Origin of the sequence: Roseimaritima multifibrata, from assembly GCF_007741495.1 — a bacterium.
In the GTDB taxonomy this organism is placed as follows: domain Bacteria; phylum Planctomycetota; class Planctomycetia; order Pirellulales; family Pirellulaceae; genus Roseimaritima; species Roseimaritima multifibrata.
This window is the reverse complement of the sequence record NZ_CP036262.1, coordinates 7,004,427-7,030,812: the sequence shown is the minus strand read 5'-3', so window position 1 is coordinate 7,030,812 and position 26,386 is coordinate 7,004,427. Positions and strand designations below refer to the sequence as shown.

General features: G+C 54.3%; 20 protein-coding genes. 15 read left to right on the top strand and 5 right to left on the bottom strand.

Annotation, left to right across the window (positions count from 1 at the left end; genetic code table 11):
* Window positions 1-42: 42 nt before the first annotated feature.
* Window positions 43-1,101: a linear amide C-N hydrolase gene (locus tag FF011L_RS25395; protein ID WP_145354720.1), complete on the top strand. Its 1,059-nt coding sequence runs from the start codon at window positions 43-45 to the stop codon at window positions 1,099-1,101.
* Here FF011L_RS25395 and FF011L_RS25390 read toward each other — a convergent pair.
* The 3 genes from FF011L_RS25390 to FF011L_RS25380 all read right to left on the bottom strand — a co-directional run bounded on the left by FF011L_RS25390 (window position 1,098) and on the right by FF011L_RS25380 (window position 4,688).
* Window positions 1,098-1,310: a hypothetical protein gene (locus FF011L_RS25390; protein ID WP_145354719.1), complete on the bottom strand. Its 213-nt coding sequence runs from the start codon at window positions 1,308-1,310 to the stop codon at window positions 1,098-1,100. The genes FF011L_RS25395 and FF011L_RS25390 overlap by 4 nt on opposite strands.
* A 116-nt stretch (window positions 1,311-1,426) precedes the next feature.
* Window positions 1,427-2,911, bottom strand: a complete 1,485-nt coding sequence (locus tag FF011L_RS25385; RefSeq protein ID WP_246109626.1) for a sulfatase family protein — start codon at window positions 2,909-2,911, stop codon at window positions 1,427-1,429.
* Window positions 2,880-4,688, bottom strand: a complete 1,809-nt coding sequence (locus FF011L_RS25380; protein WP_145354717.1) for an arylsulfatase — start codon at window positions 4,686-4,688, stop codon at window positions 2,880-2,882. Before FF011L_RS25380 ends, FF011L_RS25385 begins: the two co-directional genes overlap by 32 nt.
* A 253-nt stretch (window positions 4,689-4,941) precedes the next feature.
* Between FF011L_RS25380 and FF011L_RS25375 the strand changes: the two genes are divergently transcribed.
* The 3 genes from FF011L_RS25375 to FF011L_RS25370 all read left to right on the top strand — a co-directional run bounded on the left by FF011L_RS25375 (window position 4,942) and on the right by FF011L_RS25370 (window position 8,103).
* Complete coding sequence (locus FF011L_RS25375) at window positions 4,942-5,688, top strand: sugar phosphate isomerase/epimerase family protein (RefSeq protein ID WP_145354716.1); 747 nt, start codon at window positions 4,942-4,944, stop codon at window positions 5,686-5,688.
* Window positions 5,689-5,786: 98 nt separating this feature from the next.
* The gene (locus FF011L_RS27310; RefSeq protein WP_391560901.1) at window positions 5,787-6,185 is read left to right on the top strand and encodes a GYF domain-containing protein; all 399 of its coding nucleotides are present in this window, start codon (window positions 5,787-5,789) and stop codon (window positions 6,183-6,185) included.
* Window positions 6,186-6,681: 496 nt separating this feature from the next.
* Window positions 6,682-8,103: an aminotransferase class III-fold pyridoxal phosphate-dependent enzyme gene (locus tag FF011L_RS25370; RefSeq protein ID WP_246109625.1), complete on the top strand. Its 1,422-nt coding sequence runs from the start codon at window positions 6,682-6,684 to the stop codon at window positions 8,101-8,103.
* 133 nt (window positions 8,104-8,236) lie between these two features.
* On the opposite strand, the gene tilS is transcribed toward FF011L_RS25370, so the two are convergent.
* Window positions 8,237-9,265 carry a tRNA lysidine(34) synthetase TilS gene (gene tilS, locus FF011L_RS25365; RefSeq protein ID WP_218932887.1) on the bottom strand — a complete coding sequence of 343 codons (1,029 nt, stop codon included), beginning with the start codon at window positions 9,263-9,265 and terminating at the stop codon, window positions 8,237-8,239.
* A gap of 232 nt (window positions 9,266-9,497) precedes the next feature.
* Here tilS and rny point away from each other — a divergent pair, with 232 nt between their 5' ends.
* From rny to FF011L_RS25335, 6 genes are all read left to right on the top strand, one after another.
* Window positions 9,498-11,060 carry a ribonuclease Y gene (gene rny / locus FF011L_RS25360; protein ID WP_145354714.1) on the top strand — a complete coding sequence of 521 codons (1,563 nt, stop codon included), beginning with the start codon at window positions 9,498-9,500 and terminating at the stop codon, window positions 11,058-11,060.
* Window positions 11,057-11,851 (top strand): TIGR00282 family metallophosphoesterase, encoded by a 795-nt coding sequence (locus FF011L_RS25355; RefSeq protein WP_246109624.1) that lies wholly within the window; start codon window positions 11,057-11,059, stop codon window positions 11,849-11,851. Before rny ends, FF011L_RS25355 begins: the two co-directional genes overlap by 4 nt.
* Window positions 11,852-12,025: 174 nt before the next feature.
* The gene (locus FF011L_RS25350) at window positions 12,026-13,303 is read left to right on the top strand and encodes a GspE/PulE family protein (RefSeq protein WP_218932886.1); all 1,278 of its coding nucleotides are present in this window, start codon (window positions 12,026-12,028) and stop codon (window positions 13,301-13,303) included.
* Window positions 13,304-13,464: 161 nt separating this feature from the next.
* Window positions 13,465-14,943 carry a neutral/alkaline non-lysosomal ceramidase N-terminal domain-containing protein gene (locus FF011L_RS25345; protein ID WP_145354712.1) on the top strand — a complete coding sequence of 493 codons (1,479 nt, stop codon included), beginning with the start codon at window positions 13,465-13,467 and terminating at the stop codon, window positions 14,941-14,943.
* A complete protein-coding gene (locus tag FF011L_RS25340) occupies window positions 14,936-16,219 on the top strand; it encodes a sialidase family protein (protein WP_145354711.1) in 1,284 nt (427 codons plus the stop codon). Before FF011L_RS25345 ends, FF011L_RS25340 begins: the two co-directional genes overlap by 8 nt.
* Window positions 16,220-19,465: a WD40 repeat domain-containing serine/threonine-protein kinase gene (locus tag FF011L_RS25335; protein ID WP_145354710.1), complete on the top strand. Its 3,246-nt coding sequence runs from the start codon at window positions 16,220-16,222 to the stop codon at window positions 19,463-19,465.
* Between the two features lie 144 nt (window positions 19,466-19,609).
* Here the strand turns inward: FF011L_RS25335 and FF011L_RS25330 are convergent, their stop codons facing one another.
* Window positions 19,610-20,854, bottom strand: a complete 1,245-nt coding sequence (locus FF011L_RS25330; RefSeq protein ID WP_145354709.1) for a cell surface protein — start codon at window positions 20,852-20,854, stop codon at window positions 19,610-19,612.
* A gap of 612 nt (window positions 20,855-21,466) precedes the next feature.
* Between FF011L_RS25330 and FF011L_RS26630 the strand changes: the two genes are divergently transcribed.
* The 5 genes from FF011L_RS26630 (at window position 21,467) to pheS (ending at window position 26,384) form a co-directional block, all read left to right on the top strand.
* Window positions 21,467-22,480, top strand: a complete 1,014-nt coding sequence (locus FF011L_RS26630) for a DUF6384 family protein (RefSeq protein WP_218932885.1) — start codon at window positions 21,467-21,469, stop codon at window positions 22,478-22,480.
* Window positions 22,481-22,536: 56 nt separating this feature from the next.
* Window positions 22,537-24,093, top strand: coding sequence for a coiled-coil domain-containing protein (locus tag FF011L_RS25320; protein ID WP_145354708.1), 1,557 nt, complete (start codon window positions 22,537-22,539; stop codon window positions 24,091-24,093).
* Window positions 24,094-24,390: 297 nt separating this feature from the next.
* Window positions 24,391-24,606 carry a 50S ribosomal protein L35 gene (gene rpmI / locus FF011L_RS25315; protein WP_145354707.1) on the top strand — a complete coding sequence of 72 codons (216 nt, stop codon included), beginning with the start codon at window positions 24,391-24,393 and terminating at the stop codon, window positions 24,604-24,606.
* Between the two features lie 150 nt (window positions 24,607-24,756).
* A complete protein-coding gene (gene rplT / locus FF011L_RS25310; RefSeq protein WP_145354706.1) occupies window positions 24,757-25,113 on the top strand; it encodes a 50S ribosomal protein L20 in 357 nt (118 codons plus the stop codon).
* A gap of 248 nt (window positions 25,114-25,361) precedes the next feature.
* Window positions 25,362-26,384: a phenylalanine--tRNA ligase subunit alpha gene (pheS, locus tag FF011L_RS25305; RefSeq protein WP_145355945.1), complete on the top strand. Its 1,023-nt coding sequence runs from the start codon at window positions 25,362-25,364 to the stop codon at window positions 26,382-26,384.
* Window positions 26,385-26,386 lie beyond the last annotated feature (2 nt).

The following is a 26,386-nucleotide window of genomic DNA, read 5'->3' as shown; positions in this document are numbered from 1 at the left end:
GAATTTTAATTTTTCAAACTTGGACACCTTAGAGGAACCTGAATGATCGCGACAGCCAACGATTTTGCTCGACTATTTTGCGAATTATTGACCGTTGCCGGAGTCTTGTCGGCGTCGACCGCCCTCGCGTGTACGCGAGTGTTGTGGAACGGAAATGGATTGGCAGATATTTCCGGACGCACGATGGATTGGGCCGAATCGACCGAGCCAATGCTGTACGTATTCCCGCCAGGCCTGGAGAGGAATGGCGGTCAAGTTGGCCCGGCCGTCGTCGTCAACGAGAATCCGGCGAAATGGACTTCGAAATATGGATCGGTCGTCGTTTCGGCTTATGGTCTTGCCTCCGTCGACGGCATGAATGAAAAAGGATTCGTGATGCATCTGTTGTTCCTGACGGCTGCTGACTTCGGTCCCCGTGATCGCGATAAGGCTGGAGTCCAGGCGGGCCTGTGGGGACAGTACCTGCTTGATAACGCCGCCACCGTTGAGGAAGCGTTGAAGCTGATGGAAGGCATTCAGCCGATTATGGTGGAACACGCCGGGTTTAAGTCTTCTTTGCACATGGCGATCGAAGACCCGACAGGCGATTCGGCGATCATCGAATATGTGAATGGACAACCAAAGGTCTATCATGGCAAAGAGCATCAAGTGATGACCAATGACCCGCCTTACGATGAACAGTTGCTAGAGCTGAAGAAGTGGGATTTTGAGAACGCTACCCGCCAAACTACATTGCCGGGAAATGTGAACCCCATCGATCGCTTTGTACGGGCTAACTATTTTTTGAAAACGCTTCGCAAGCCAAAGGGCGAACGAGAGGCGGTCGCATCCGTGTTTTCGATTGCACGTAACGCTTCCGTTCCTTTTAACGCTCCCTATAAAACTGCGGGAACGATTTACGACACGGAGTATCGGACGGTCGCCAACCTCGATACACGCCGTTACTTCTTCGAATTGACGACCAGCCCCAATGTCATCTGGATAAATCTTGATCAGTTGGATTGGTCACCAGGCTCTTCCGTGCTGGTTCTGGATCCGGACAATATCGAATTGTCCGGCTGTGTGAATTCGGAATTCAAGCCAACAACGCAGCCGTTTTAACGCATCGAACGCAAGTCCGTGAAAGCATTCGATGGGATGTCTGTCGAACGGATGTCTGTCGAATGCTGGGCTGTCGAATGCTGGGCTGTCGAAGGGGTGGTATGAAAACGGTTCGTGACGGGACCGCCGCAGCTACCGTCGCCAGATGGTGGTTCCTGCTGCATTCTTGTCACGACGGCACGGATCGCGTCGCTGGCTCGTAAATCCACGGTCGTAAACCGTCACCTATTGATTTCACGTCCCTGGAAAATCGAAAGCGAGCGGTGGTGAGCAAAGTGTTGTGGTGAAGCAACACTTGTCATGGCGGATGCCCTTTCGACCGGGGCTAGAGGGATTGCGCCACCGGTTGCTTGTCGACCGGTAGTTCACCTCGGACGCGTTGTCCGTTTCCTTGGCGATTTTGATCCCCCAGTTCATCGCGGGCCTGTTCTGCAAGTGTCCACAATTGAAACACGATGTCCGGATTTTGACGGGCGACGTTCTGTTCGCAGCGGATATCTTCGACAACGTTGAACAGCAGTGGAGCGGGGGGCTGAGCCGCTGAGAAGTGGGGATGATTGCCGGCCGGTTTGATCGGAAGAAACAGTTTCCACGGTCCGCTGCGAATCGCTTGCAATTGAGCCCCCGAGTAATAGTAGAAAGCTTCGTGAGGCGTTGTCGCGCCTTCATCTGCCAGTAGCAGAGGGCTGATGTCTAACCCGTCAATGGGACGCTTCGGATCGGGGCTTGTTCCTGCCAGGTGCGCGAATGTTGGTAGCAGGTCCATCATGGTTGATAGCTCTGAACATTCGGTGCCCGCGGGAATTCGGCCCGGTTGCCATGCGATCATGGGAACGCGAAAGGCTCCTTCGCTGGTGCTATAGCCGCGGCCGTGAAGAGGAAGGTTGGAACCCCGCTGGAAATTGTTCTTGTTGGAGGGAGCTCCGTTGTCGCTGGTCCAGATCACCAAGGTCTTTTCGGCAAGATTCAGTTCCTTTAGATGATCCAATATCTGGCCAACCGACCAGTCAAGTTCCTCTATCGAATCTCCCCATGGCCCGTTCGCGCTCTTGCCCGCAAACGCGGTCCCCACATACGGATGTGCGGTGCTGCCCGGCATCGCATGCGGCAGGTACAGGAAGAAGGGACTGTCCTGATGTTCGGTGATCCACTTGGTTGCCGCCGATGTGTATCGCTCGGTCAAAGTGGTTCGATCCGTGGGAGCTTCGATAACCGTTTCGTTTTGCATCAGGGGAAGTGGTGGCCACTTGGAACCATCGTTTTTCCATGTCCGAGCGGTCATGTCATCGCTATAGGGAATCCCATAGAAGTAATCAAACCCTTGACGCGTCGGTAGGAATTCCGGTTGGTCGCCAAGATGCCATTTGCCAATGATCGCCGTCGCATAGTCTTGCTGTTTAAGAACTTCTGCAATCGTCATTTCATCAGGGTTCAAACCATATCGAGAGACCGGACGCAGGACCCAGCCGTCGCGAGGGTTGTCATGCATCCCAATTCGCTGTGAATAACAACCTGTCATCAGGCTGGCACGCGAAGGCGTGCAGACACCTGCCGAGGAATAGAAATGTGTGAATTTGCGTCCCTCCGCAGCCATCTGGTTTAAGGAAGGCGTGCGATGCAGTTCGGATCCGAAGGGCTGGGTGTCTCCATATCCCAAGTTGTCGCAATTGATCACGACAAAATTGGTCGACGGAGTGGCGGCCTGGCTGTACGAGACCATCAACAGTCCCAGCAGCACAGCTTGCAAGCGAACGAACATCAGCATCGGTGAGAGACCTTTATTTAGTGGCGGTTGGCAATCGTTCAACATAGGCGTAGTAGGCTCCGAATTTGGTGCCGTCCGCTGTTTCGAACGTCGCCTCAAAGCGAGTCTTTCCGGCGGGTAGTTGAATGTTGAAAACGACTTCGGCCGTGTCTGGGGGAATGGCTTGTTGTTGCTGTTGGTCGCCGATTTGGATGCCAGCTTTGGTCGCTGCGATCGCTTTGCCTTGTGCCGCCCGGTACGGTTTAACACCCGGCACGTCGGCTCCGGGCGGCAACGCACTTTGGATGGCGCTGCCGTTTTCCTCAGGCCAACGGCGAAGACGAATTTGATATTCGCCCGCTTCGTGGACCAGTACATTCCAGAATCCAGTGTTCGCAGGGCCGTTCATCGCCTGCCGAACCTGCTGCTGGTTCCATGGAGTCATCCGCGTGGTGATCCAGTCGTGGGACGTCAGGCGGGCGGGATTGTCGCGTGGATGGCCTAGGTAGATCGAAGTTTCCTGAGCGAACGTTGGCAGCAATTCATGCCACCATGATTCGTAGAAATCGGTAAGCCGCTGGACGACTTGCGGGTGTTCGGCTGCAATGTCCTTTTGCTGCCCAGGGTCTTGGTCGATGTCGTATAGTTCTTTGCCGTTGATCAAACGCCAGCGATCGGTCATGACGCTGCTTTTACGCCACTGGATCGGATCTTTGACTCGCTGGGAATCGGTGACCAGGATTCGGTCGGGCCAGTCGGTTGCATTTCCCTCGATCAGCGTGCTGATGTCGGTTCCATCAAATTGAACGTCTTTTGGGGAAGCGATATCGCACATTGAAATCAGAGTTGGCAGCACGTCGACGTGAGCGGTGATCGTTTCGACATCGCGACCGGTGTCCAGATTGCCGGCGGGCCAGTGGAGGAAAAATGGAACCCGATGCCCGCCATCGTATTCGCTTCCTTTGCCCGCACGCATTCCTGCGTTGAACGTTTTCCATCCCGATGACGAACCGTTGTCGGTTGTGAAAATGAAGATCGTGTTGTCCGTCAATTCTTCTTCGTCCAAGAAGGCACGCAGTTTTCCGACGTTGTCATCGATGTTGGCGATCATGCCATAGAAATTGGCCAAGTTGACCGATTGGTCCGCGTAGGGGCGACTTGAATCTTCAGGAGCATGCATTGGACCGTGCGGGGCGTTGGTTGCGACGTACGCTAAGAACGGTTTGCCTGCCTCTTTTTGAGTCTTAATAAATTTTTTCGCGTAATCGAAAAAGACATCGGTGCAGAATCCTTTGACCGGGGTGGGGGTCCCGTTGTGCCAATAGCTGCCATCGAAATAGGCGTTGTCCCAGTAATCGGGCGTCTGCCCGACTCCACCTCCACCGTGGCGGAGGACCTCGCCATATCCGCGGTCTTCAGGGCGATACGGGTAGTTGTCCCCGAGGTGCCACTTGCCGAACATTCCCGTTGCATAGCCAGCGTCCTGAAAGACCTTGCCCATTGTGACTTCGTTTTCGCGGAGCATCGATCGCCCCATGATCGTGTGCCAGACTCCGGTGCGATTGGTCCAGTGGCCTGTCAGGAATGCGCTGCGTGTTGGCGAGCAGGTGGGAGAAACGTGGTAGTCGGTCAACCGAACCGCTTCGGAATAAAGCTGGTCCACGTTAGGTGTTTTGAGGATCGGATTCCCATGGCAAGAGAGGTCGCCATAGCCTTGGTCGTCCGTGATCACAATGACTACGTTGGGGCGGTCGGCCGCCTGCAAAGAAACGGGATAGGACGCAAATGCCCACAGGCACGCGAAAACGAATAAGCCAATAGAGCGGGACGTTAGTGTTGGCATGGCGCTTTTTTAAGAGAAGAGGAGCCTGGTAGGCAGGGCGTTTGTTAGCGGTATCCATCAAACCAAGGATCTAGTGTAAACGATCCGCAAAGCTATTGTATCAAGCCAATTTGCTAGCATTTCCTGAGGTTTTCCGCCAGCGATCTTAAAGGACCGGGGTTTTACCAAAGCTGCTTAAATGGCTAAACTTCCCAGTTCACTATGACTGCAATTATTTTTTGTTGCAAAGAACCCACATGGAGGCTGGTAAATCATGATAATTGCTGCAACTTTGGAGTGTCTTCCTGACCGCTGTTTTGAAGATGCAATTGAGCTGTTGAATGATTTAGAGTTCACAGCGGTTGAAATTGATTTGCATTCCGATGGGCATGTTGATCCTGCAGACCTACTGACTGTCCCTGAGAAGGTGGTGCATCAGGTGCGTCATTCGCACCGGATGGAAATCAGTGGGTATAGCATTGACCTGAAGCAATCAGGTGCCGAACACTACGCCCTGTTCGACGAGATTTGCAAGTTCGCCAAAGCGACTCGCGTGGTCACGTTGACCGTCCCTTCGGCCGAACTGGGGACTCCTTTCAACGAGGAAGTCGAACATTTGCAGCGGTTGGTCGATCTGGCCGAAGCTCAGGGAGCTCGAGTCGCTGTGAAGTGCGAACTGGGGCGGTTGAGCGAAGACCCTGATACATTGATGGTCTTGTGCGACAACGTGCATGGTCTGGGAATCACGATGGACCCGAGTGTCTTCATCTGTGGGCCAGCAAAGAACAAAAATTTGGATCGGATTCTAAAATACGTCTATAACATCCATCTGCGGGATTCCTTGCCAGACAAGTTCCATGCCAGCGTCGGGCAGGGTGAAATTGACTATGGAAAATGGGTATCCTTGTTGGAGCGGGAGCGGTACAACCGCGCGTTGACCGTTTCGATCCCTCCCACCGAGGGTTTGGATCACCGAGTGGAACTGCGGAAGTTACGACGATTGCTGGAAAGCCTGATCTAGGTTAAAGCTTGCCTTTGTTGTTCCGACCGTTTACTTTTATTGAAAGCCCTTCTTTGGAGGGGGGACTATCCGGTTCTCGTAGTAGAGCGGCTGCAGGAATGTCTGAGTGGTTTATTCAGCAAGCGGAAACTGAACTGGGGCCGATTAGTAGTACTGCACTACTCGATCGGATTCGTGACGGTTCTATCTGCCAAAGCACAATGGTCCGGAAAAACGATTCGGCTTGGTTTCAAGCCGGTTCGGTTGGAGGGCTGTTCGAAGCGGCCGCGCAGTCGACAACGGAATACTTCTGCCCGCAGTGCAAATCGAAGGTGCGTAAGCCTCCCTGCTTTTGCCCCAAGTGCAAGGTTGAATTGAAGTACGCACGTCCGAAAGTGACGGAGCATCCAATTCCAGGGATGAAAAGGTCCGAAAAACCAAAGCCTCAGAAGAGCGCCTCGGTGGGCCGGTGGCTGCAACGCATCAAATCGCCCGGGGACCAAAACCGTCGCAGGTGATTTCCGGAGCGGCGCAGGCCCAATGCCGTCTACTTTCTTAGCGGTACGCCGCGAGCCCAGTGCCGTTTACTTTCTTAGCGGTACGGCGCGAGCCGTCCGGCAGTCGCATAGAAAACCCAATGGATTTGCCGGTCGGCTTGCACCGATCCGCTAGGAATCCGCACGGCAATTACGCATCGTTTTGAGCCTCAGACGCCGGTTTGCCGTTGCACGGATTGTCGATGTTTCTCCGCTTCCGATTAAAACGACAGCCCGTCTCGGCTGGGCGCTGAACCTTCCCGGCTAGGTTCGTCTCTGTTTAGACGTCCGTTGTCCCTTGTCTATGAATCGAAGCGGGATTGACGCCTTGATTTCGTCCGAAACGATCAGCCGCCCAGTGAAAAGGCGGCCGATGGTTTTCGTTTTGGCACAAGTGATTCACGGAAGTGGCTGCCCGCATTACGATGGGGCAGCAAAATGCCTTTCCCTCCCTATTGATTGAAACCGGAAGATTGCCGTGACAGTGACTGCATCCGATTCACTTCAGGCCGAAAAATTACGTGCCGACCCTCGAGTTCTTGAAGCCAAGCGTTTGTTGCAAGAGGCTTTGGCTGAACATGGAGCTCCGCTGACCGAGGTCCGACCGCCTCGGGAATCGCTGCTTGCCGGTTACGAAGCGATGCTGAAACGGCTGGAGACTTCGCGTGGAGGGAAACCGATCTGGCCCTACCTTGCCAGCGGGATTGGAAATGGACCTTGGGTCGAATTGGCCGATGGAAGCGTCAAACTGGATATGATTGGCGGGATCGGCGTCCATGGGGCGGGGCATAGTCATCCGGCGATTCTGGATGCGGCAGTCGACGCCGCGATTGAAGATACGTTGATGCAGGGAAACCTTCAGCAACATCCGCCCGGAATGGTGCTGAGCGAACGCCTGTTGGAATGGGCTGTCCAGCCGAATAGCCAGCAAGAATCTGCTGCTCTCGATCACTGCATGCTAAGTACCAGCGGCGCGATGGCCAATGAGAATGCACTTAAAATTGCGCTGCATCATGCCGCTCCGGCCGATCGTGTGATCGCATTTGAAAATGCATTTGCCGGACGGTCGTTGGCGATGGCGGCGATCACCGATCGACCCAATTACCGTCAGGGGCTGCCTCTGGCGTTGCAGGTCGACTATCTGCCGTTTCTTGATCCGGCCGATCCGGTAGGAAGTCAGCAGCGGGCCGTTGATGAACTGAAGCGACTGTTGAATCGCCATCCAGGGCGGTACGGGGCTTTTTGGGCCGAACCGTTTGCCGGTGAAGGAGGCTACTATTCGGGAAGTCACGATTTTCTGATGGCCCTTTGTCGACCGCTGAAGGAAGCGGGCGTGCCGATCATCTTTGATGAAGTGCAAGCTTTCTCGCGACTTAGCCGACCGTATGCCTTTCAGCATTACGGATTGGAATCGATGGTCGATATTGTGACGGTCGGCAAGATCACGCAGGTCTGTGCCACTTTGTACGGCGAGGCTTTTAAACCGAAAGGGCCGATCCTTAGTCAGACCTTTACCGGTGCGTCCGCTTCGATCGCAGCAGGATTGACCATGCTGGATCAATTGCAGCAGGCCAACTGTTTCGGTGAGGACGGAGCCAATATGCAGCGGCATCGCTATTTTGCCGCTGCTCTGGAAGGGTTGGCAAAGAAGTATCCAGGCAAGATTAGCGGCCCATTCGGTGAGGGGATGATGATCGCCTTCACGCCAGGGGATGGCCAGTTTGAAACCGCAAAGGCTCTGTTGGATACGCTCTATACCGAAGGTTTGTTGGGGTTCATCTGCGGTGCCCAGCCAACGCGAATTCGATTCCTCCCGCCGCCGGCGATCGCGACCAACGAACATATCGATCAAGCTTGCCAGATCCTGGATCGAGTTCTCGCAAAGGGCGAGGCAGAATAAAGAAACGGACTGGAACGTAGCGACGGATGGTCATCCGGTTCGTCGCTACGCTCGCCAAAGCGTGGGCAGGCCTGCACCGCCCTCGCCAGTAAACTGCACGTCGCCTGCGACGGTCGCGACAACCCCCTCTCGCTTATTCTTGACGAGAGGGGGAAGCCAAATTCGTTGGTCGTTGCAGTTCCAGAGGACCGCCTTCGCGTGCGGAGGCTCGGACGCCTCCGGGCAAATCAAAGGTCTCGGCCGCTTGGTGTCCCAAAACCTCCGACAGCCGTTCCCAGTGTTGCCGGGCCATCGCTTGTCGCTGCCAGCCTTGTTGGTCCCACAATCCTCGCAGTGCATGGATGCGGATCGCTTGGTGATCGTGCATGCTTGAAAAACGATCGTCATCGCCGGGACGCTGGATGACGATCGCATTCTGCTGAGCGGTTATGTAGGCATCTGTCCACTGGCAGGCCCGTTGCTCCAGGCCTAGCAGCAGGGTTTGTTGTTGGTCGATAAGGGCCGCGATCCGGTCGCTCGCTCCTGGGTATTCGGTTTCGATCTGGGGGAGCAGCTGATTGCGAAGCCAGTTTCGTTTCCAGATCGATTCTTGGTTGGTCGCATCTTCACGCCACTCCTGCCCGATTTCGGTGAGGGCTTCTCGGAGGTTTGATTTGGGGACATTGAGGAGGGGGCGGATTAGCAGAACGTCTTCCGCCAGGTCTCGCGTTCGAGGTACCCCCCCCAGTCCGGCCGGTCCCGTGCCGCGGAACAGGTGGTGGAGCACCGTTTCCACGTTGTCCTCTTGGGTATGTCCGGTGACCACAAAGCGGGCACCTATCTGGTGGGCTAGGGACGCAAGGAAATCGTAGCGCAGGTTTCGGAGGGAGGCTTCGTCGGCTGCGGGGGGGCCAGATCCTTTGGTCGACACGCACGGCCAGCCCAGTTTGTTGGCCAATCGCTGTACAAAAAGGGCGTCTTGGTCCGATGCTTCGGATCGAAGGGCATGGTTGTAGTGGGCGACTGTTAGCGGACCCTTGCCGCTCTGCTTCCGGTGAACATTTGTCAATGCGATCAGCAACGCGACACTGTCAGCGCCTCCGCTAACAGCGACTAACAGAGGAACTGCCGTCCATTCGGAGGGGGCCCAGCTGTTCACTAAAGCCCGTTCCAGACGTTGCATGGCGTTCCTGTACGGCTTTTCGGTCCCCATTGTTTCGGCCTGCTATCACAACTGTTACTATCTTAAAGATCACCGAATTGCCCTGACCGGGATTATTTGTTTGGTTAGGTAAGGTTATCCACCCGCGGGTCTCGAGCCTCTTTTTTTGGGTGCAGCCAGCTCTTTTCCGATTTTACTCCAGCACTCCAGCCCCGGTTTCCAGGCGATTCTTTTAACATAACAGGATCGCAAGATGCTCGACCCCCTGACACTGATCACTGCGGTGATCGCAACCGTTTTTGGTTCCCTTTTGACGCTGGGAATTCAAAAATGGGTTCAAACGACCAAACGACGCGACGCAGAAAGCGAAGGCGAACGCATATTGACACTGGCCCGCGGTGAAGTGGCCAACCTAAAAGACCGAGCCGCTTTGGAAGCCAAAGAGGCCGCGATGATGATCAAATCCCAAGCGGAAAAGGAAATCTCTGAAGCTCGCGAAAACCTTCGCAACGATAAACGAAAACTTCAGCAAAAGCATGAGCAATTGGTGGCTCATGAAGAGAGTCTTCGTAAGCAGGCAAGGGGATTGGAGAACACTCAGCAGCGCTTGACCGCTCAGTTGGAAACCGTCGGCAAGCAGCGTCTGCAGCTGGAATCGGCAGCGAAAGAGCAGGTCGCCGCACTCCAGGAAGTCAGCGGCTTGACTCGTGAGGAAGCGGTTTCGCGGTTGATGGAAAACCTGCAGCAGGAATTGGAACAAGAGGTTGGCACGATCGTGCTGCGCCATGAGCGACGTGTTACGGAGATCGCCGATAGTAAGGCGAGGGAAATCCTGCTGACGGCGCTTCAGCGATACGCTTCGGCCCATACGGCGGAATCGACCACCAGCACCGTCGATATTCCTACCGACGATATGAAGGGGCGGATCATTGGTCGCGAAGGTCGCAACATCCGCAGCTTTGAAAAAGCGACCGGAGTGGATGTCATTATCGACGATACGCCGGGCGTTGTGATCGTCAGCGGATTTGATCCCGTGCGACGCGAAATCGGCAGGATGTCGTTGAATAAACTGATCGCCGATGGCCGGATACATCCCTCTCGGATCGAGGAAGTCGTCGAAGCGACTCAGAAAGAGATCGATGCCTTTATTGTCACCAAAGGGCAGGAGGCGATCGAAGAGGTCAATATTCCTGGGCTGCCGCCCAAGGTGGTTCAGATGCTGGGGCGTCTGCATTTCCGCACCAGCTATAGCCAGAACGTTCTTCGGCATAGCGTCGAGGTTGCGTTTATCTCGGGCATGCTGGCCGAAATGATCGGGCTGGATGGGGATTTGGCTCGGCACTGTGGATTGCTGCACGATATTGGCAAGGCGGCGGATCATGAGTTGGAAGGGGGGCACCCAAAGATTGGGGCCGATTTGCTAAAACGACACAATCAGCCACCTGAAGTGGTGCACGCCGCTTTTGGGCACCATGACGAAATCATCACCGAATATCCTTACACGATGTTGGTGGCGACCGCCGACGCTTGCAGTGCCAGTCGCCCTGGGGCTCGCCGTGAATCGCTGGAACGCTACGTCAAACGGATGGAAGAACTGGAATCGATCGCAACCGGGTTCGCCGGCGTTCAGCAGGCGTTTGCAATTCAGGCTGGTCGTGAATTGCGTGTGATTGTTAGTGCACAGCAAACCGACGACGCGAAAGCGGCCGTGATCTGCCGAAACATCGCCAAAGCGTTCGAGCAGCAGTTGACGTTTCCGGGGGAAATTAAAGTCACGGTTGTCCGGGAAAGCCGCTTCACGGAGGTCGCCCATTGATCCGGATTCTGGTCCTGGGGGATATCGTTGGCAAACCGGGGGTTGCCGCGGTGAAGAGCGATTTGAAATCGATCCGCGCCCAACACAATCTGGACTTGGTCATCGCCAATGCTGAAAATGCCGCCGATGGTTCGGGGCTGACGATCCGGCAGTACGACGCCCTGTTAAAAGCAGGCGTCGACGCATTCACTATGGGAGACCATGTCTACCGCAAGCGGGAGATCTATACTCGTTTGGACACAAGCGACCGTATTGTCAAACCGGGTAACTTCCCTGAAGGGTCGCCCGGCAAAACGTCGGTCGTGGTCACCGCTCGCGATGGAACGCAGGTCGCGATTTTCTCGCTGTTAGGACGCGTCTACACGCGGCCGGTCGATTGTCCCTTTGTCGCAGCGGAACGCATTCTGGCGGAAATTCCAGACGATGTGAAAGTGCGAATTCTTGACATGCACGCCGAAGCGACAAGTGAAAAACAATTGATGGGACGCTTCCTGGATGGCCGTGTCTCCGCCGTTTTGGGGACCCATACCCATGTCCCCACTGCCGATACAACGATCTTCCCTGGGGGAACAGGTTTTCAATGTGACCTTGGGATGAGCGGGCCCTATGAGAGTATCATTGGTCGTAATATCGAACGCGTGCTCAAGACGGCAATTAGTTTCGAACCCGTTCACTACCATGTCGCTACCGACGATGTGCGGCTGTGTGGTGTCCTGATGGAGGTCGATACCGAGACAGGGAAATGCGTTCACATCGAGCGTTTTGAACATCGAATTGCCGCGGAATCCTAAGGCTGTTTTCGCGGAAAGGGGACCGCTCGCAAACCGAACTTTAAGATTCGTTTTAAAGAAAAAGGGACGTACCATCCGGTCATTCGACGCTGGATGGAGTGCACCGTATCGCTAGCTCGCTTCATAGACGTTCCATCTTCGACCGTTACCACTAACCGGAAAGTCGCGGCAGTCATGAATCAAGAATCACCAAATGAGGACACTTCGGAGGCGATTGATTTTATTCCGGTCGAAGGCGAAATGGAGCATTCTCCACCGGATGTTTATGCAGGGAATTTGATCGAATGGGCCGTCGAGCGACATGCCAGTGACCTGTTTTTTTCCGATGCCGAAAACAGCATGATCGTTTCTGTGCGGCGAATGGGGCGGATCGAGCAGGTGGCTCGATTGGCACGTAGCTACGGTCGGCGACTGCAAGGCTATTTGCGAGTCGTTGGAGGGAGCGATGCAGGAGACTTGCTGCGACCAACCGAAGGGCGGGCAGCGATTAAGACGCCGCGAGGCCGCGAGGTTGATCTGCGGTTGAGTACGATCCCTACGCTGTTTGGAATGGACTTGGCAGTTCGGTTGTTCGATCGGCAAGTGTCGGTTCGACGCGTGCAGCAACTGGGGATGGACGCCCAAGAAGAATCGACTTTGCTGGAGATGCTTGACGCTGCAGCAGGCCTGATTCTGGTCGCGGGCCCGGTCGCAAGCGGAAAAAGTAGTACGCTTTATGCCTCGCTGCGACACTTGCACAATGGTGCTAAAAAAATACATTCCATCGAAGATCCTGTGGAATATGCAATCGATGGAGTGATGCAGTCTCAGGTGAATCTGAAGCAAGATCTTGACTTTTCCGACCTGCTGTCGACGGTCATGCGGCACAGCCCCGATGTCATCATGATCGGTGAAATCCGGGATCCAAAAACCGCAACGGCGGCGGTGCGAGCGGGAACCAGCGGGCAGTTAGTGCTCGCGACCATTCATGCAAAGACGGCGGTCGATGCGATTGAGCGGATGTGGCATTACGGGGTTAGCCCCCCATTCCTCGCGGCGGCCCTGAACGGGGTTGTTTGCCAACGATTGGTTCGACGGCTATGCCAAGATTGCCGAAAAGAAGTCGAAGTGTCTGAACCGCTTTCTGTTTCGGCGGCCGTTGCGAAGCGACTGGGGGATCAGACGCCCAAGCTGTATACCAGCCAGGGATGTCCCGCCTGCTTCAATGATGGCTTTGTCGGTCTGACCTGCCTGTCAGAGATTCTTAAGGTTGATGATGATCTGGGGAATGTGATCGAGCAGCAGAAACCGCCCTCAACGATCCTGAATGCGGCACACGAATCGGGGATGGTCAGCTTGGCGGATGCTGCAGTTTTGCGAATCTATCGTGGCGAGATGACCGCGGATGATGGTAGCAGTGCAATGACGTCTCCCCTGCTTGGTCAATTGGCGCGTTTAGCCCGTCAGGGGTAGATTTAAGTGGTGCGTGTGTGAAATTTTAAGGAGAAAACAGGCAACCAGGAGGGGCGTGGGGCTACAATACCTATCCGCGTTTGCGTTATTTAACCTTCCTGTTTGTTGGTTCGGGTTTTGTCGAAACCGGTCCATTCCTGCCTTCCTTTGAGATCTGCACTATGTATCGTTTGGTCGATTTGACGCGTCGCACTCTTGAGGTCGGTTTGCTGTGCGGAGCCGTGGTCGCGTGTCTGCTGTTTTGTGCTCGCGCAACTGCGGCCGAAGAAGCGGGCGTTTTGATGGCGGGTGCAGCCACCAGCAATATCACCCCGCCGCTTGGCGAAATGATTGTTGGCAACTGGGAACCCGTTCCCGCAGCCCAGGTCCACGATGAACTTCACGCCCGATGCTTGGTGTTGGCGGAAGGGCCGACAAAGCTGGTCTTCGTCATCTGCGATAATGTCGGGATCCCTCGTGAGGTCTTTGACGAAGCTAAAAAACAGATTGCCGAAAAAACAGGCATCGAACGTTCGCATGTCCTGACCGCTTCAACGCATACTCACTCCGCGACGACCGCCCGTGGGCCGCGCAGGATCGCTGGAGCACCGCCGGAAGAATTGAATCCTTACCAATCGTTTTTGGTTCAGCGGATTGTCGACGGTGTTCGTCGTGCACTCGGGAACCTCGAACCGGCTCAGATCGGTTGGGGGAAAATTGATGAACCTTCGGAGGTCTTCAATCGGCGTTGGTTCGTTAAGGATGCTTCGCTATTGACCAACCCGTTTGGTGGTATCGATCGGGTGCGTATGAATCCGCCTCGCGGTAGTGCTCAGTTGGACCGACCCGCTGGGCCGGTCGATCCCGAGATCAGTTTCCTTTCCGTGCAAAGCACTTCTGGACGCCCGATCGCACTCTTGGGGAATTATTCGCTGCATTACGTCGGCGGGGTTCCCAATGGTGAAATTTCCGCAGACTACTTTGGGTATTTCGGGAAGTTGATTGAAAAGAAACTGAATGCACAGGAGCAGACGCCTCGGTTTGTTGGCATCCTTTCCAACGGGACAAGTGGCGATGTCAATAACATTCATTTCGCTGCAAAGACTTCACCGAAGTATGCCGCTTACGAAAAAATGCAAGAGGTTGCCAACAAGGTTGCCAGCCGCGTCGCGGAAGCTCATGAGAAGATTGAATTTCGAACCGACGTGAAACTGGCGGCTAAGGAAACGGAGTTGGAGTTGCAGGTTCGCCAACCAACCGAAGAGATGCGAGCTTATTTGGCTGGGGTGGATGAACGTGGCGAGAAAGCCGCTGGGCATCGACGTGAACGAAGCTATGCAAGACGAATTGCTTCTCTGGAGAAATCACCCAAGCAGGTTTCTGTCCCGCTGCAAACTTTTCAGATTGGTGAATTAGGAATCGCGGCGGTCCCGTTTGAAACGTTTGCGGAGACCGGCCTGGAAATTAAAGATCGCAGTCCCTTTCCCGATACCTTTACGATTGAATTAGCCGGCGGGTCTTTTGGATACTTGCCGACCCCCGAGCAACATCGCTTGGGAGGTTATGAAACGTGGTTGGGAACAAACTACGTGGAAAAGGAAGCAACCGTTAAAATAGTCAACTCCTTAATGGATATGTTCGAAGGGTTCAACAATGAGTAAGCCTTCTGTGAATCGTCGTGTATTGCTGGCAGGGATTGGGGTAGGGGCGTTGCAGTCTGGCTTGGTTGGTGGCGTGCCAAGCTTCGCTGCGGATGCTGGCGATGCTGCGGGCACCCCGTTGATCGCTTCGATTTCAAAGCAGACCCTCTGGCGAAACCGCGATGGGAAACAGAAAACTTGGTTCCATCCGCGAGTTTGTATGGTGCCCACGAAAGAGGGAACTCCTTATGCATTGATGACCCTGCAAGAAATCGGTGGGTCCGATTATTTTGGGCCCGTCCATTTTTCGATTTCTAAAGACCTTGGTCAGACGTGGAGCGAACCTGAGCCGATTCCTGCCTTGGGACGTCAGCCTGTTCCCGGTCGTGATGACGGCCTGGAGGCGGGCGTGTGTGATATCACTCCACAGTACCATCCGCCGACCGATTCGGTTTTGGCGTTGGGCCACGTTGTCTTTTACAAAGGCAAATACTTCGCTCGTGGCGAGCAGTTGGCTCGCTACCCGGTTTATGCGACGCGGCAAAGCGATGGGACTTGGTCGGATCGAAAGATCTTGGAATGGGACGATCCTCGCGGGGCTTATATTTACACCAATAATTGTGGGCAGCGGGTGGTCATGCCCGATGGTGCGATTCAAATGTCATTTACCTTTGGACCGACCGCCCAAAATCGAATGGTTTCGGGAGTCCACGCCGATTACGACGGGAATCAGTTGACACTGAAATCGGTAGGTCCTCCGCTTCATAACGCTGTTGGTCGTGGGTTGCTAGAACCTAGCGTGACTCGTTTTGGGGATCGCTATCGGATGACAATACGAGCCGAAGACGATCATGGATACTATTCGGAAAGTGAAGACGGTTTGCAGTGGAGTCCCAAGCGAGCGTGGGCCTGGGACGATGGAGAACCGATTCGAATGTCGACGACTCAGCAGCACTGGTTGACTCATAGCGATGGGCTGTTTCTCGTTTACTCGCGGCACGATGCCCAAAATGAAAAGGTGATGCGTTGGCGATCGCCCCTTTGGGTGGCTCAGGTGGATGTGGATAACCAATGCTTGATTCGTTCGACCGAGCAGGTGCTTCTGCCGCTGGTTGGCGATGGTGTCAAGGATGCGGACAACGTTGCTTTGATGGGGAATTTTGGTGTCGTTAATGCCACTCCGCATGAATCGTGGGTGACGGTTGGTGAATGGATGCCCAGGGCAAATTATCGCGGCGATGTTTTGATGGCTCGTATTAATTGGAGTCGACCCAATCGATTGGTCGAATCAATTTAAGTGGAACATTTACCTGATGATCTGACGCGCGCCGATGACGGTTTTTCTGAAGATCTGTTTTCTTCGTTAACCGAGTTTGGCTCTTACCGGATCGTGCAGTTTCTTGGACGCGGCGGGATGGGGGAGGTCTATCACGCCGAGGATGTTAGCACCAATCGATCGGTCGCTTTGAAACTGTTGCGGCACCGGTATTCGGGGCAGCGGCGATTTCTCCAACGCTTCCAGCGGGAAGCCCAAGCGGTACAGGTGCTTCAGCACGAGCATATTGTTCCGCTGTTTGAATCAGGCGAAGAGCAAGGAATTCCGTACCTTGCAATGCAACTGATCGAAGGAAAGACGCTTGCCGAGCATATCACCCAGATCAAGAGTCAGCCCGCTTGTACGACGGTTCACGATTCCCCGGAAACCGGTGCGGCCGGAAGCGAGTCGAATCTAGAAGGAGAAGCGTTCTCCTATGTTGAAATAGCGAAATCGATCGCGGACATTGCCGAAGCCGTTCATGCGGCTCATGTTGGAAAAATCGTTCATCGCGATATCAAGCCTTCAAACTTGATGCTCGATCGATGTGGGAAGTTATGGCTCACCGATTTCGGATTGGCTTCGGTTGGCGATGAACAGACTGCGATTACGATGACTGGCGATTTGTTGGGGACGCCTGCCTATATGAGTCCCGAACAGGCGGGCGGATCGTTGACGGAGGTTAGTCGTTACACAGACGTCTACAGTTTGGGGGCGACGCTCTATGAATGGGCCACATTGCAGAAACCTTTTTCCGGTAATCGGGAGCAGATTCTGTTCAATGTTGCTCAAGGGAATCTTGCGCTTCCCAGTAAAGTTCGCCCAGACATTCCTCGCCCTTTAGAAGCGATCATCTGCAAGGCGATGTCGTTGTTGCCGGAGGGAAGGTATCTCACGGCAGAAGATTTTGCTAAAGATTTGCGGTTGTTTGCCGCTGGAAGAACCGTTTCGGCACGCTTGCCTGGGTGGACTGCAAGGCTTTATCGATGGAGCGAAAGAAACCCGTTGGTCGCACTGGCGTCGTTGTTGGGAGTAGCCGCAACGGTGATCGCGGTGCTTGTCATGCAAGCGGTTTATTCAGGATCCCTTGTTGCCGTTAATAGTCGATTAGAAGATTCCAATAAAAGCCTGGTTGTTGCGAACAAGCGTTTGGAGGTTCGTGAGCAACAATTAAGTCAACAGTTGTTTGTTTCGGATATGTCGGTTGCATTTAAGGCTTATGCGTCCCATAACTTTCCCACCGTTCAGCAGTTGCTCCAGCAACATCGGCCCGATCCGCTTGAGCACGGGGCACAACATTTTGCTTGGGGACTTTTGCGGCGTTTGACGACGGCTCCCGAATCCACGTTGTTATGTCAACACGATGGAGTGGCGGCGGAAGTCGCGGTTTCAACAGACGGTCAGTTGGCGGTCTCGGTCGGGCATGATGGTTTCGTGTATGTCATCGATCTAGAAGATCGTCGTGTGCTGCATAAGCACGAAGTCGGTACGGCGCTGGATGGGATTGCGATTTCGCCCGATAAAAAATGGTTCTTGACAGGGAATCGAAGTTTGACGGGATTTAATGGGGTGTCGCGACGAGACATGCAGACCGGAGAAACGATTGTTGCGTTGCTTGGACATGCAAATACGATTGAAGCGACCGCGGTATCGCCGGATGGTGAATGGTTTGCGACGGCGGATCGCTATCGCGATGTCCAGGTTCACAATAGTGAAGGGCGGTTTGTCCATCGCGAGACGACGGAATCTCGAAATGAATCTTTGATATTTCTAAAGGACAAACGGTCGCTGGCCTTGTTGAATCGTGAGGATCATCGCAACGAAATTCGTGTATGGGATTTTGTGGATAAGCGTTATCAGCAAGTGAAGCTTCAGTTCACGCCCAATACATTCGGGAGTTCTTTGCCGCTAAATTCCGCTGGGGATCTTCGCTTGGCGGCATCTGGCGAGCATCAGGTTGCGGTAGTTGATTGGCCCTCGGGGAGAACGGTGGCTCGGCAACCGAAAGTCGGCGCCCGCGTTCGCTGTATCGATATCAGTGCCGATGGCACGCTCGCGTTTGCCGGCACCGACGATGGTTTGGTCTATGTTTGGGAAACCGAACAGGTGGACTCGCAAGGAAATTTTGCTGAGCCGTTGCTGTTCCAGGCCAGCCTTGGGCAGGTTACCGGTATCCGTGCGATTGCGAATCCTGATTCGAACACTCAATTTTTAACCACCTCAGAAGATGGCAGAGTCCAGTTGTGGGACGTTGCACGCTCCTTCCCGATGCGGCCGAGCGGAGAAGGGATGCCCTATGTTTCGACCGCGGTGGCTGGCATGCATGTAAGTTCGCCAGGGGCCTCCAAAATCTTTTTGCGGCTAGAGAACGGTACCATAGCCTCTTATGAAGGTGGCTCGGATTCGATTCAAAAGATCATTGAATTGCCGCTTGATGGATACGGGAATATTGTTGTTTCGGAAGATGAAAAGACGTTGGTCGTTGCTTCAGGAACGGACCTCTGTGTCGTCAATGTCCCCGCGGGGGAAGTGGTGCATCGCCTGCCTTTGGTGGATAAAGACAAATACTGCCGAGGCTTGTTGTTTTTCAGTGAGCGTTTATTCGCTTTGTTTAATGATCATTTTTTGGTTTACGATACGAAAGACTACACGCAGGAAGATGAGGTTTGGTTGCCAGAGAATGACGCTAATCAAATTCTTACCTTTCCAGACGCCGAATCCTTTTTGATCATGTGTCGGGCAAAGATCTATCGTTGGGACGGAAAGAAACTAAGTCTTTTCGAACAGGCTGCCACTGGCGCTGAAGAGTATGTGAAAATTGCCTTCGATTCTGCAGGCAAGCAGATGGCGACGACTTTGTCGAACCGAACGGTACGAATTCGTTCATTGGACGGTTCGAAACCGGCAGTTTTGATGCGAGGCCATCAACGGACGGTTAATGCTTGCTTGTTTTTAGACGATGGAGCGACTTTGGTGACAACTTCGTCAGATTTGACGATTCGATTTTGGGATGTCGCCACGGGGCGTGAATTGGGCGTTTTAGACTGCCCGCGAAGCAGCCCCGATTTCTTACACTATTTTGCTGCCAGTAATATGTTGATGTCGATGTTCGACGATGCACCCTTCAAAATTTGGCCAGCCAATAAGATCGAAGCAGAGTCCGCCGACTATCTGTCGATCGGCAGTCCGAAGGGAAACGCGGAAGAGCAGGTCGTTGCGGCCCGATAGTAGACGGCTAGGAGCGGGGACGCGAACGCTAGCCTGTTTCGATCGACGAATCCAACCTGCTGCCGACGCTTGAACGGGCTTGCTTATGCAAACGTTTCGTGAAAGCAACGAATCGGTCAGCAGGTTTGTTTGATGTTCGAGGTATCAGTGATTGGCTTCTAGAGATTCGCCGCGGGCAAACTTAGCCAGCGTCTGTTGGTATTTCTTTTTGCCGGTTTCGACGGCGGTTCGAATTTGCTTGGTGCTTTCTTCGCTCTCTTGGCGAAGTTCCGCAATCATATGCAGCGATTCGATCTGGAAGCCGCTGATGGCATCGACCAATTTCTGGACCGATTCGGGATTGATGGTCGATCCGTACCCGGCTCGCAGTGCGGCGCGTTCGAGTTCGCGACCTAGGTTGGCGACATCTTCCAGTCCTTTGTTCACTCCTTCTTTCATCGCTTCAGTCGCTTGCGTGACTTCGTGCAAGCCCTGTTGGCTGGTGTAGACCGTGCCCAGGATTGTGAAGACGTGTTCGTTGGTCGTGAAGAAGGTCACGGCACGGCGATAGACGCGATCTTTAACGTCGTGCGTCTGCCGCAGTTTGGTGATCAGCGTTTCGCCGACGTCGTAGCCGATCTGCAGGTTTTCGGCGATGTCTTTTAGAAGTTGGTAGGTACGGTCTTCTTCTTCATAGCGGTGCCTTGCTTCGTCTCTCGCAAGTTCCATCCGCGAACGGCCACTTTCATCTTCGCCTTTGTACTCGTCGAGCGCTACTTGGGCGTCGCCGAGTCCCTGTTTGGCGCTTTCCAAAATTGGGGCGTGAGTGTCCAGTAGTTCACGGGACAGCACTTCCGCTTCTTTGAGGGCGAACCGAAAATCGATGTAGCCCTCCATGATTTCTTTTTCGCTTTGCAGGGCCGCCTTGGTATCTTTCGAGACGTCTATGTAGACATCTTTAATGGTGTCGAAGCGATCTGAAGGTGTCCCGCGGCGAATTTTCATCCACCAGTTTTGGAATTTCTCCGTCCCCGAGATCTTGCCATCGTCGAGTTGGTTGATCAGCATTTTGCTGTCTTCGCGGACACTGTCGAACAGCTGGGTGATTTCCATGTAGCGATTGCCGACTTTGATGTTTTCGACATTGTCGCGAACCAGTTGATTGAAGGTGCTCATGTGCTGGATCACTTCTGCGATCGCTAGCACCTTTCCCTCGTCAAGGTGTTTGACTCCTTCAAGCAGGCTGATCAGTTCGCTAGGAGAGGAATCCTTCGTGGAGAGCCCAAATTTGTCGAGGACGTCGATGGCCCGGTCCAGATACTTACGCATCATGGCGGGATCGCTTTGCGACGATTGTTTCGCCGGGGCCGGGACAGATTGCTGGGCAGATTGCTGGGCTTGGTCGGTCATTACCGGACATCTCCAAAAGAAAATATGACAAGTCTACAAGCGGCGAAAACATATCTTTCAGCGTACCACTTTCTGAAGCCGAAGGGAGGAGGGAGCGGCGTGGGGAGGCAGATCCCAGCCCGTGACGCGTCGGGTTGGGATTTTTCTGGTGCCTCGTCCACTACGCCATTTATTGACGCGTCGTACCCCGCGAAAGAACGTCCTTTTCAAGCTACTTTCGCGGCGCGAAAGGCTATAATCTTTCTCCGTTTTCGATTAAATCGATAAGCCGCGAGCCGTCCGGCTATTGGATCGAAAACAGAATGAATCCGCCCGCAGGTGCCAACGTAGATGGCATGGGACGCCCGGCCGAAGTCTGTCGTGGGTTCTGGTGGGGCGTGCTATCGCACGGTGTTGGATCCCAATAGAATCGAAGGGGCTGCTGAAGATCGGGTTTGTTGCTGGTATTGAGGGAGAGGGATGGGAATGGGCTTGGCGGTTTTTTGTGCCGATACGCCTGCGATCCGATACGCCTGCGATATTGCACCTTGTCCCGAACCCGGGAACCAGACGTCCCGATAGAAAGCGGCAGCGGATGGGCCTTCATTTTTCCTGCGACGCCTAGGTATCTATATGTCTCAAGGAGCTCAGCAACCGGCTCCCCGTCCTCGTGTGGCGAATGTGGAAATTCCCGGTGAGAATCTATCCCTCAATGAAATGTTGAGAGTGATGGATGTGGCTCGCGAGATGGGCCGCGATCGTGCGACTGCCGAAAAAATGTTTCAGCAGGAAGGTGTCCGTGCCCAGATTCGTGAAAAATTGCTCCGGTCTGCTCGGCTTTCTGGCGATCAGGTGACAGAAGCTGAAATCGATGCCGCGATCGATCAGTATTTTGCGGGACTGAATGTCTACCAAGATCCACCGCTTAATTTCAATAAAATGTTGGCGTATGCTTGGATCTGGTCTCGCTACTTAACTGCGGCAGCAGGAGCCGTGGCGGCCATGGTCGCAATGATCTGGTTCTTGTTTTTCTCTTCGGTGGCACCTCTCAATCCGGCGGTCCAAAGCCGTAAATCGCTGGCCGAAAAAGTCGCCCAGGCCGAGGGTTTAAGCCAGCAAATCAAAGCGATTGCGGAGGATCCTGCCGCGCTGCAGCGAGCTGCTAGTTTGCAGGCTCAGGTACTTTCGGCAGATGCCGGAAATCAGGCGGTTGCCGTGACCGCGATCCAGCAACTGAAGGACCTGCATCAGCAGTTGGCGACGGAGTATGACATTCGCATCGTATCGGGTGGGACTGCTGCATCGATGTTGCACCGCGAGGCTCGCAATGATCAGACGGGACGCTATCGGACTGCAGGGTATTATGTAGTGGTTGAAGCGGTTTCGCCCGAAGGGACTGTCCTGACTCTGCCGATCCGCAATGCGGAAACCGGCAGGGTGGATCGAGTCGATCGCTGGGCTGAGCGGGTTCCGAAAGAGGTTTATGACCGGCTGGCAGAAGATAAGCGGTCGGACGGAGTGCTGAATGAAACGGAGTTTTCGCAAAAGCAACGCGGTCGTATGGAGCCGGTCATTCGCTTGCCTGGTCCTGCGGGCGAACCGATTACGCTGTCCGCTCAGCTGACGCAGTTGGACGTTCCTCGTTAGCGCGAATCGCGCTAGTTCGAATCGTTTGTTGTTAACTATTCTAAGATATTTGTGCAATGACTTTATCCGGTTCTGATGTCCATCACTATTTGATCCGTGCCCATCAACGGGTCGTCGGGGATCTGCAGTCTGAAAGGATGGACCTGCAGACGCAGGATGCGCAGCTCACGCGGTTGGCACGCGATCGTGGCGAAACACTTGCTTCATTGGCGCAGTTTTATCTTGCCGAATTGACCGCCGAATCGGTGGCGGGCACCTGGCGTGAAATCCGAGAGGATGTGGGGCAGATTCTGCTTCGTAAACAGGAGCACCAACAACGCGCGGGCGACGTTCTGGCGGAACAACAGAACGAACAGTTGCGTTGGGAAGCCTTGTTGGAAAATGTGGATGCACGTCTAGAGGATCTGCTGGAACAGCAGCAGGTGCTCAGTCGGCAGTTGGCCGACGAATTGGCTGCCGATCCGCAGTTCGCTTCTTTGTCGGACCGGGCCGCGACTGCTGAGGCGGCCTTGGAGCAGGCTGAGGGTCGGCTAAGTGAAGTGCAGCAGGATGCCGCACAGAAACTACCCGCCTACGAAAAGAGTCACTTGTTTCAATATTTGTATGATCGAGGTCTGGGAACTCCGGCTTACGCAGGAAAAGGATTTACCAGGCGAATGGACCGCTGGGTGGGAAAGCTGATCGGTTATCGGGAAGCTCGCCAAGGGTACGATTTCCTGACAACGACCCCTCAGCGTATGCAGGAAATCGTTCAGGAAGATCGCGAAGCGGTCGACACGGTGTTGGAGGAACTGGAAAGTCAGCGAGACCAGCGAGCCGAATCGTTGGGGTTAACCGCGGTATCGGCAGAACTGGAAAAGGTTCGTGCCGAACGAGTCGGCGTGATCGAAGGTTTGGACAGCGTTCGTTTGAAGCTTGACGCGGTCCGTTCAGAATTGACCGAGCTGGAGGACACGCGGGGGCCGTACTACCGCGAAGCCGTCGATCTGTTTCGCTCCGTGCTTGAGAAGACCGACATGCGGACGCTCGCCGGCCGAGCCGATCAGACGCCTGAGGTCTCCGATGACCAAATCGTTGCTCGCCTGCAGGGGGTCGAAGCTGAGTTGGAAAACGCAGGCGATGAAGTATCGGACAGGCATCAGCGGGTTACCCGGTTGGAGCAGCAGGCTCAGGAATTGGGTCGGCTGTTGCAGCAATATCGGGCCGCAGGGTATGAGTCGTCGCGTAGTCAGTTTCGGATGACCTTCGACATTACAGGAGCTTTGGAGGCATTTCGTCGCGGTGATACTTCGGCCGATTCCATTTGGGTTGATCTTCGCCGCGCTCAGGTTTTTGGCCCGTCGGTGATGGAACAGGTTTCGCAGGTCGCTGCACATCCGCTGACTCAGGTCCTGATTCATGCGATGGCCAGTGCTGCTGGCAGCGCTTTAAGCGAGCACGCTCGGAGGGCTGGGTCTCGCCGGGTTAGTCATCACGGAAGCCGTTCGCGAACCTTTGGTAATAGCACCAGTCGACCGGCTTCGCGGTCCTCTTCGTCGCGGGCTCCTCAGTCGCGCCCCTCTCAGTCTCGTCCGTCCGGCGGGGGGGCTTTTCGGACGCGGGATTATCTGTAGTCCTCCGGGGTTTCTATTCCGTGCGTAATTTCCGGTTGGTCGTTAGCTGGGTGGCAGGTGGTGTTTTTTGATACCGCCGATTGGGGGTGGGGTAGATAAAACGCTGGAAAATAGGCGATTTTCAGCCAGCCCTTTGGCGGTGGGGGAAAGCGAAAACCTTGCTTGCCAGGCGATTTCGGGAGGTTAGATAATCGGGGATAAGAAATCAGCTGCAGAGGCCTTCCTACAATTGCCGACGGTCTTTATAGTGCGTGGCTACATTTTGACGTAAAAACCGTACCTGAGGTAATTGGTTCGATGGCCAAAGGCAAAACGAAGATGAAGACCCACAAGGGAACCAAGAAACGGTTCCGCTTGTCGGCAACAGGAAAAGCGATGCATCGCAGTAGTGGCACCAGCCACTTGGCGGGGCGTATGTCTCACAAGCGAAAACGAAACCTGCGTGGAACAACCTCGGTTGATACCTGCATGGAGCCGATGATTAAAGCGGCACTCGGAAAGTACAGTAGCTAGTTCATTCGTCCGTTCGATTGAGTAGTGATGGTTAGGCTCGTTTGAGCTTGCTCGGAATAAAAATTTTCAAGTCAACTGGGTTGTAACGGCTGTGCTGTGCAGCGGCCTGAGTTGGTCAACTGTCGCCCGTTGTGGCGAGGAGAGAATCAGATGCGTACGACGAAAGGTGCCGCACGTCGGCAATCGAAGAAACGTCTTTTTAAGCGTGCTAAGGGTTATGTTGGCGGTCGTGGAACGCTGATCCGATCGGTCAAAGAAACTCTGTTGCGTGCTGGCGCTTACGCCTACCGTGACCGTCGCGTTCGTAAACGCGAATTTCGCAAGCTTTGGATCATTCGTATCAATGCAGCCGTCCGCCAACGCGGAATGCGCTACAGCGAATTCATTTACGGTCTGAATAAAGCCAACATCCAACTGGACCGTAAGTCCCTTTCGGAAATGGCGATCAACGATGCTGCGGGCTTTGACGCAGTGTGTGAAAAGGTGAAAGCCGCTCTCGCCGCCTAAGGCTTGAGTGAAGCTGTGATCCTGCAATGGTGCTTGCGATCGATTGATTGGGTTGTTCTGGTCAGTTGGTCGCGCGATGGGTTCTCCTGGTTTCTGCCAGGGTTCGCCTGCTGCATCATTCGATTCGTGATCCCGTAAGAACGCTTGCGGGATATTTGCAATGGGTATTACGCTTGATGCCTTGCAATGTCACTTTCCGTTCCCGCGAGCGGATTCGCGGGTCTACTTTCTTGAAGAAGACTGTTTTCATGACCCTGGCGGAATTTATCGCGGCGCTTGAAGCGTTGCAGTCCGAGGCAAGTCGTGTGTTTGCGGGCGTCCAATCCAAAGAGGATTTGGAGGAGGCTCGTGTTCGCTTTTTGGGAGCCAAAAAGGGAGCCTTTCGTGAAGTCCAGCAGCAGTTGGGCAAAATCTCGAAAGAGGACAAGCCTCAAGCTGGGCAGCAACTGAACAAGGTTAAGAAAGCCCTAGCGGAAGCACTGGAAAACGCTACCGATTCCTTGAAAGAGAAGGATTCAGGGAGCGATTCGCCTACGCCTGATCCGACTCTGCCCGGTATCCCGATGGATCTGGGGCATGTGCATCCGATTACCCAGACGATCGAGCACCTTAAAGAAATCATGGGGCGGATGGGATTTGAGTCGGCTGAGGGGCCGGAGGTCGAAGGTCCCTGGCACAATTTTGTCGCTTTGAATATCCCTGAAGATCACCCAGCACGTGATCCGCTTGATAACTTCTACCTAGCGACCGCAGGTGCGACCGCCGGTGAAGAAGGGTCCCAGTTGATGCGAAGTCAGACCAGTACGGTTCAGATTCGCGTGATGGAAAAGCGGCAACCGCCGATTCGAATCGTCTCTCTTGGGCGAGTCTATCGACCCGATGCACCGGATGCGACGCACTTCCCAATGTTCCATCAGATGGAAGGGTTGTTGGTCGACCAGAATGTTACGATGGCCAATCTGAAGACCGTCTTGCGGGTGTTTGCTAATAACTATTTAGGCTCGGACGTTCCGATTCGATTCCGGCCCTCGTTCTTTCCGTTTACGGAACCGAGTGTGGAAGTCGATTTCTTGTGGAATGACCAATGGATTGAGTTTGGTGGGGCGGGGATGGTTGACCCCGCAGTGCTGACAGCGGTTGGTTACGATCCTGAAAAGGTGGGCGGATTCGCTTTCGGGCTGGGCGTCGAACGCCTTTGTATGCGGCGGCATAACATCACGGATATCCGAGATCTTTATAGCGGCGATCTGCGGTTTTTGTCTCAGTTCTAAAT